At 62.1% G+C, this 7,090-nt stretch carries 8 protein-coding genes; all 8 read left to right on the top strand.

Annotated elements, in window-relative coordinates:
- Positions 1–491: YqiA/YcfP family alpha/beta fold hydrolase (locus tag VGG51_08105; GenBank protein ID HEY1882988.1), on the top strand; the 491-nt coding region annotated here is incomplete at its 5' end.
- A 90-nt stretch (positions 492–581) separates the two neighbouring features.
- Positions 582–1,457, top strand: a complete 876-nt coding sequence (locus tag VGG51_08100; protein HEY1882987.1) for a hypothetical protein — start codon at positions 582–584, stop codon at positions 1,455–1,457.
- On the top strand, positions 1,454–2,206 hold the full coding sequence (locus VGG51_08095; protein ID HEY1882986.1) for a TRIC cation channel family protein: 753 nt from the start codon (positions 1,454–1,456) through the stop codon (positions 2,204–2,206). The genes VGG51_08100 and VGG51_08095 overlap by 4 nt, the downstream gene beginning before the upstream one ends.
- Complete coding sequence (locus VGG51_08090; GenBank protein HEY1882985.1) at positions 2,207–3,052, top strand: hypothetical protein; 846 nt, start codon at positions 2,207–2,209, stop codon at positions 3,050–3,052. It abuts the gene before it with no gap.
- Between the two features lie 19 nt (positions 3,053–3,071).
- Positions 3,072–3,923: a M48 family metallopeptidase gene (locus VGG51_08085; GenBank protein ID HEY1882984.1), complete on the top strand. Its 852-nt coding sequence runs from the start codon at positions 3,072–3,074 to the stop codon at positions 3,921–3,923.
- Between the two features lie 15 nt (positions 3,924–3,938).
- On the top strand, positions 3,939–5,165 hold the full coding sequence (locus VGG51_08080) for a divalent metal cation transporter (protein ID HEY1882983.1): 1,227 nt from the start codon (positions 3,939–3,941) through the stop codon (positions 5,163–5,165).
- Positions 5,166–5,271: 106 nt separating this feature from the next.
- On the top strand, positions 5,272–5,598 hold the full coding sequence (locus VGG51_08075) for a hypothetical protein (protein HEY1882982.1): 327 nt from the start codon (positions 5,272–5,274) through the stop codon (positions 5,596–5,598).
- A 311-nt stretch (positions 5,599–5,909) separates the two neighbouring features.
- Positions 5,910–7,090 (top strand): alkaline phosphatase family protein (locus VGG51_08070; GenBank protein HEY1882981.1); only part of this gene is annotated, 1,181 nt, incomplete at its 3' end.

The following is a 7,090-nucleotide window of genomic DNA, read 5'->3' as shown; positions in this document are numbered from 1 at the left end:
TATCGGGCGTCGACGCGGCGATCAAAGCCGCGCCGATCGATCCGAACCGCCTGGGGCTGATGGGCTGGAGCTACGGCGGCTACATGGCGATGTGGGCGGAGACGCAGACGAATCGCTTCAAGGCGCTCGTCGCGGGCGCCGGCATCGTCAACTGGCAGTCGTACTACGGCCAGAACAAAATCGACCAGTGGATGATTCCGTTCTTCGGCGCGTCGGTCTATGCCGATCCGGCGGTGTATGCGAAGAGCTCGCCGATCACGTTTATTGCGCAGTCGAAGACGCCCGTGCTGATTCTGCAGGGCGAGCGCGACGAAGAGGTTCCCGCGCCGCAGGCCTTTGAGTTCTGGCACGCGATGACGACGCTCGGCGTACCCGCGAAGCTCATCGTCTACGCCGACGAAGGCCACGGACCGCAAAAGACCTCAAACCAAATCCATATCCTCACGCAAACCGTGGGCTGGTTCAATCGCTATCTGACGGACGCCCGATAGCGCGTTCGGCGTTGCCATTTCTGGCTAGACCAGCCGATGGCTCGGGTGCTAAAATAAAGCACCTTATGGTTAGCTTCACGTCTGGCGCACTTGGCGTACCTTCTTCTTGCGAGCAGGCGTATGGCAGCCGCTAAAGCCGTTGCACTGCTGATGCTCGTTTCGCTCACGCTCAGCGCTGGGCTTCAGGTCAATTTCGACGATCTCATTGCCACGCTCAAAAACATCCCGCTGCTCGTGAAAGCACTGATCGCGAACTTCGTGATCGTCCCCATCCTGGGGGTGCTGCTCGCCCGGCTCTTTGTGCTGCCGGAGGAGATCGCCACCGGCTTTCTTTTGATGGCGATCGCTCCGGGGGTTCCCTTCGTGCTGGCGTCGGTACGCAAGCGCGGCGGGAGCCTTGGCCTGGCCATCGAGCTCGCCGCGGTGTTGCCGCTCGTCTCGATCGTTACCGTCCCGCTGACGGCGCACTATGTGCTGCCGACGGCGGAGGCTGCAGAGCTGCCCCTGGGCAATTTCGTCGTCACACTCGTTCTCTTCCAGCTGCTTCCTTTGCTGATTGGGATCACGATCGGCACGAAACTCCCGAATATCGCGCCGCGGCTCTCGCGCATCTCGCAGATCGTCTTCCTGCTGACCGTCCTCGTCGTCATTATTCTGCTAGCGCCGAAGCTCGCTGCGGGCGTCGCAGCGGTCTACGGCTCGCGCGGCATGTGGGCGATGCTCTGCATTTCGGTCCTCGCGATGCTCACCGGCTGGCTTCTCGGCGGCCCGCTGCCCAAGAACCGGCGCGTGCTCGGCATCGGGACGACGCTGCGCAACATCGGGCTCTGCCTGGTGATCGCCACGACGAGCTTCCCCGACACGCTCGTCGGTGCTGCGGTGCTGACGTACCTGCTGGTTCAGTTTGTCATCGTGACGATCGTCGGGGTGTATTTCGCCCGGTTAACGAAGGAGGCCGCTGCGTGACGCCGCTGATCTTCTCTCAGTTTGGGTTCAAAGCGCTGACGCTCGTCGACTACATCTCCCTGATCGCCGCGACAACGAACGCGTTCAACGGCGCGCTGCTTGCCCGCCGCCCCGACCACTACAAGCATTTCACCGTGATCGGCGTGGTCGTGCTGGCCTATGCGGGCGGCATCGGCGGCGGCATCGTGCGCGACATCTTAGTGAACAAGGTTCCTTCGCCGCTGACAAATCCGTGGTATCTGATTCTGTGCTTGAGCGCCGCATGGCTGGCGATCATGATCGATTTCGGCAGCGCGCAGAAATTCAAAGACGGTCTCTTTCAGTTTATGACCGCCTTCTCGCTGCCGTGGTACGCGATCGTCGGCGCGCAGGCGGCGCTCGCCGCGCACCTCGGCTACGCGGCCGCGGTGATCATCGGCGTCATCGCCACAACGGCCGGCCGCTGGATCATCGACACCGCGTGCCTCGTCGTTCCCAAGCAGCTCGTCCGCGGCGAGTTCTTCATGGTGGCGGCGATACTCACGGGGACCGTCTACGTCATCCTCAATGCCGGGATGGGCGTTTCGGTGATCGTCTCGACGGTGATTGCGTTTTTCGTCGGTTTTGGATTCCGGCTGACGGCCCAGACGCTGGGCTGGGAGGAATGGGAGCCGTGGGAGCCCGAGCCGCTTACCGCGGGCGAAAAAGCCCGCAAGACGCTGGGCGAGGGATTACAAACCGAGCTTGATCGCAACGGAGGAGGTTCCTAGTTGAGCAAGACCGCCGAGAAGCCGCAGGCAACCCCGCTGGTAACGCACCGTGAATTCAAGCTGCTGCTGAAACCCGAGAAGTTTCCCAATCGCCGCGCGCTGCTCGAGTTCGGCGAGCTGCTGCGGCACCAGGCCGAAAAACTCGGCGTGCACTACGAGCCGGTCGAATCGGTCGACTCCCAGCTGCGCATCGTCCAGTTTTACGATACGAAGAGTCAAGATCTCCGCAAGAACAAGCTCATCTTTCGTACGCGGCAGATCCGCCAGGGCGGCTGGCCCGACGAAAGCTGGGAGCTCACCTTCAAGTGCCGCGCGCCGGAGTACGAAAAAGCGGCAACCTTCGACACCGACACGAAGATGACGCAGCTGCAGAAGAAGAAGTTCAAAGAAGAACTGGTTCGCGGCGACCATCCCGGCACGATGACGAGTATCTTTTCGAACAACGTGATCGTCGAGTATCCGGAGGTGCAGATGGAGTTCCCCTTATCGCGCTTGGCGGCGGCGCTGCCCCACCTCGCCACGCTCGGCCTCAACATGGACGAGCCGCTCTCGATCGTCGCCGGCGCGAAGGTCTTTGAGATTCAGTCGAATCTGGGAACCCTTTCGTTCGGGCACGGCGTCACGGCGACCGCGTCGCTGGCGCTGTGGGCGCGCCCCGTCCCCGACCGCTTCGAACCGCTGATCGCCGAGTTCGGTTTTTCGACGCACGTGCGCGGCAAAGAGAAGGAAGAGCTTGGGCAGAAGGCGGCCGACGACTTTTTCAAGGCCCTGCAGATTCCGCTGCGCGACTATCTGAGTGAAGGGACGACGAAGACGGCGCTGATCTACGGCGACGAGGGCTCCTAACGCCGTTTCGGACGCGGGCGTGCAAACGCGATCAGACGACGCGATCGACGAGTCGCTCCTGCGGGACCCCCTCGAGCGTCCTATCTTCATTGCCTCGGTTGCGCTAAACTTCGTCTTGATGGCTGTGGCCCTTATGCTGGTGTTCTACACACCCGGCTGGCTCAAATCGCACGCGCTGCTCAACAAAGACATCACCTTTCTGAGGATTCTCGCCGTCACCGCGCTCGTCGGTATCCCGCTGCTCGTGCTCAATCGGAACCGCCACGAATCGGCGGTGCGCGGAAACTCGGTGCGCCTCTCCGAGGGGCAGTTTCCCGAAGTCTACGCAATCCTGCGGGATCACTGCCGACGCCTGGGCATGACCGAGCTGCCCGAAATCTTTCTCACATCGGGCTCGATCCAGCCGTACTCGCAGGCGTTTTCGTCCTGGCGTGAACAGTACATCGTGCTGCACCAAAACATCTTCGAGATCGACGACCGCAAGACGGTGGACGTGATCTCGTTTGTGATCGCCCACGAGCTCGGGGCGATTCGCCTCAATCAAACGACGGTCTGGAACGAGATGCTGCTGACGTACATCAGCTCGATCAAGTGGCTGCGCTCCCCGCTCGAGCGCGTGCGGATGTTCTCGCGCGATCGCTACGGTGCGGCGCTGGCGCCCACGGGATTTCGCGGTTTGCTCATCAATGCGGTCGGCCGCCGCCTCATGGACCGCGTCAACATCGACGATTACTTCGCGCAGCTGCGAAGCTACGGCGGCTTTTGGTCGGCGGTGAACGTTTTCTTCGAGCCGAAGCCGCAGGTCCTCACCCGCCTGCGCCGCCTGCGCGACGCCGGCTACAAATACATCGCTCACCCGCCAATCGTATAAAGAGCCTTGGCGTAGATGCAGCCGCGCCGGTTCACCCTCGGCTTCGGGCCGGGGCTGGTCTCCGGCGCCTCGGCGAACGATCCGACGACGGTCGGTTCGATTGCGGTCGTCGGCGCGGCGACTGGATACGGCCTCACGTGGCTCGTCGTTTTGCTGCTGCCGATGCTCGCGATCGTTCAGGCGATCGCGGCGTCGGTCGCCGCCGCTTCGGGAATGAGCCTGCAACAGGCCATCGCGCGCACGTGCGGGCGACTCCCGGCAGTCGTAAGCGCGGCCGCCATCGTGGGCATCAGCCTCTTTACGCTGGGCGCCGACGTTGCGGCGGGGGCGCAGGCGCTCGCGCTGCTCTGCGGCATTCCTTACTATCTGCTTGTCGTGCCGATCGTCGCGGCCGGCTGTTGGGTGCTCGCGACGAAGTCCTACCTGCGCATCGAACGCGTCCTCGCCTCGCTGACGCTGATCTTTCTGTGCTACGTTGCGAGCGCGATTTTGGCGCGGCCGAACTGGGGCGAGGTGCTGCGCAGTATCGTGCTGCCGCACTTTTCGCTCGCGCCCGTGTACCTCGTCGGTACGCTGGCGCTGCTGGGCACGACGCTGACGAGCTACGTCTATTTCTGGGAATCGATTGAGATCGCCGAGCGGCGCGCGGCCGGTTCGGGAGTTCGAGCGGCCCGTTCCGACGCCGCGATCGGCATGCTGGTCGCGGGCTCGAGTTTTCTCTTCATCTTGATTGCCACCGCTGCGACCTCCGGGATGCACCACGTTGCGATCCTTACGGCGGCCGGGGCGGCGGCCGCGTTACGGCCGCTCGCGGGCGGCTGGGATCAGCGGCTGTTCGGAATCGGTCTCTTCGCCTCGGCCGCAATTGCGATTCCGGTGATCTCGGCGACCAACGGTTACGTCGTCGCCCAGCTCCTCGATCGTCCGGCGAGCCTGACGCTGCGTCCCGCCCAGGCGCCGGTATTCTACCGCGCGATTTTTCTCTCGCTGGCACTTGCCGGCATCTTGGCGCTGCTGCCGATCCCGATGATCTCGCTGCTCTATTGGGTCTCGGTCGCCGCCGGCGTCGCGACGCCGATCACCTTGACGTTGACGATGATCGTCGCGCGCAATCGCGAGCTGATGTGTGGGCGCCCGATCGCGCTGCCGCTCGCGTTCGCGGGCTGGGCGATCGTTGCGGTCGTTACGCTTTCGGCAGGGAGCGTGCTCTTCGTGGCACTGCGCCCCACGCTTCACCTCTGAGCGGCGTTTATTCGGCAGCGAAGAGAGAGGCCGGCAGCGCTTGGCGAATCTTCTGTACGGCCCAAGGGCTCTAGGAAGGAGGTACGGCGCATGAAGAGGTTTGGCGATGTTTGATTGGCAGAAGCAGACGCAGGTTTTCGACTACGTCGATCAATTGATCGCGGCCGAGGCCGCCAAATACGATTCGGGGACGCCGATCCGCGAGGGCCTCGACCGCCTCAAAGCCGTGGTGGACTCGCAGCGCGGGCTCGCGGATAAAATGCAAACCGTGACTCCCGAGAACGCGCAAGCGCTCTTTGCCGAGATGGCGGCCGCCCACGCGAAATACCTTCGAGCGCTAACGGTCTGCACCGAGTTGATGCAACAAGCGGGGATGGACTACAACCGTGACCTTTTGCGCAAACTTCAAGAACTCGGCTTCCCCGTCAGCTAGGCGCGCCCGCCTCGGCGACGTCGTAGTTACGGCAGGAGCCGGGGCTCTCGGTGCGTCTCCTTGGCCCCCTCCCCCGTGCAGCACCCCAAGCGGGGCGAATATACGCTCGCGGATGGAGCCAACGAAATCGCGGCCGTAATCAACCAGGCGGTGCAGTGCAGTCGAACCTTCGAATTCATCGCGGTGGGCACCCCGTGAGACTGCACGCGACGGTGCTGCCGTAGCGCCCTGACGACTCAGGGCCTAGGACGGAACTGGGGCCTCACCGGCGAACACTTCCCTGGTTATACCTTAGTAAGGAGTTACCAGCGATGGGACGCTATTATTTTAATCGTGGCGCGGGATTAGTCTGTGCGCTGATTTTTCTTTCGGGCTGCGGCGGCCAAAGTATGGGCGCAATTCCCCTGCATCCGGCAGTCGCGCAGATCCAAACCGATGCCGCCGGCCGCATCTACGGCAGCAACGGTGCGATTAAGCACATCGTCATCATAATCCAGGAGAATCGCACCGTTGATAATCTGTTCAACGGCCTCCCGGGAGCCGACACCGTGCGATCCGGCAAGAACATGCAAGGCCAGACGGTCGCGCTCCAGCCGATCTCCTTGACGGCACGCTACGACATGTCGCACCGGCATCATGCATGGTTGAGCGACTATGACCGCGGTGTAATGAACGGGTTTAATTCGGAGCCTGAGAACTGCTACGTACCCGGGAACTGCCCGCCCGCGCAGGTAGCATCGTATGGCTACGTGCCCCGCACGCAGGTATGGCAGTACTGGGAGATGGCACAAGCCTATACCTTTGCCGACAAACTCTTTCAGTCAAATCAAGGCCCGAGTTTCCCCGCACATCAATACCTCGTTAGCGGAACATCGACGATTAGCAGAAACTCTCCGCTAAAGGCTGCCGACAATCCCGGCGACACGAACGGCATATCCAACCAGGGAGGCTGCGATTCCGTTAAATCGACGAGAGTCTTGACGATTGACCCCGCCGGAAATGAAGGGAAGTCGGTATTTCCGTGCTTCGACCGCGAGTCCATCATGGACTTGATGAACAAGAGCGGGGTCTCGTGGACGTACTACCAAGAGAGCCACGGAGCCGGGCAGTTTCATGCCCCCGATGCTATCAGGCAGATTCGCTACGGGCCTTCGTACGACAACGTGAAGTGGCCGTCTGCAAAAATCTTGCACGATATCCGCGAGGGACAACTCGCGCAGGTGGTCTTCGTTACCCCGAGTGCTAAGGCGTCCGATCATCCGGCGCATAATAATGGTACCGGGCCGTCTTGGGTGGCCTCGATTGTCAATGCGATCGGCAAAAGCCCGTACTGGAAGTCCACGGCAATCATTGTGACCTGGGACGACTGGGGCGGCTGGTACGATCACGTGCGGCCGCCCGTGTATAATTCGTACGAGCTTGGCTTCCGGGTTCCGATGATCGTAATTTCACCCTACGCTCGTCGCAAGTACGTATCGCACACGCAGTACGA

This window comes from Candidatus Cybelea sp. (assembly GCA_036489315.1).
Taxonomy (GTDB): Bacteria; Vulcanimicrobiota; Vulcanimicrobiia; order Vulcanimicrobiales; family Vulcanimicrobiaceae; genus Cybelea.
This window is presented reverse-complemented; position numbering and strand designations above follow the sequence as displayed.

What these genes read in the sequence shown, in the direction of transcription:
- VGG51_08080 (HEY1882983.1), top strand. Translation starts at nt 3,939, where the DNA reads ATGCAGCCGCGCCGGTTCACCCTCGGCTTCGGGCCGGGGCTGGTCTCC.
- VGG51_08075 (HEY1882982.1), top strand. Translation starts at nt 5,272, where the DNA reads ATGTTTGATTGGCAGAAGCAGACGCAGGTTTTCGACTACGTCGATCAA.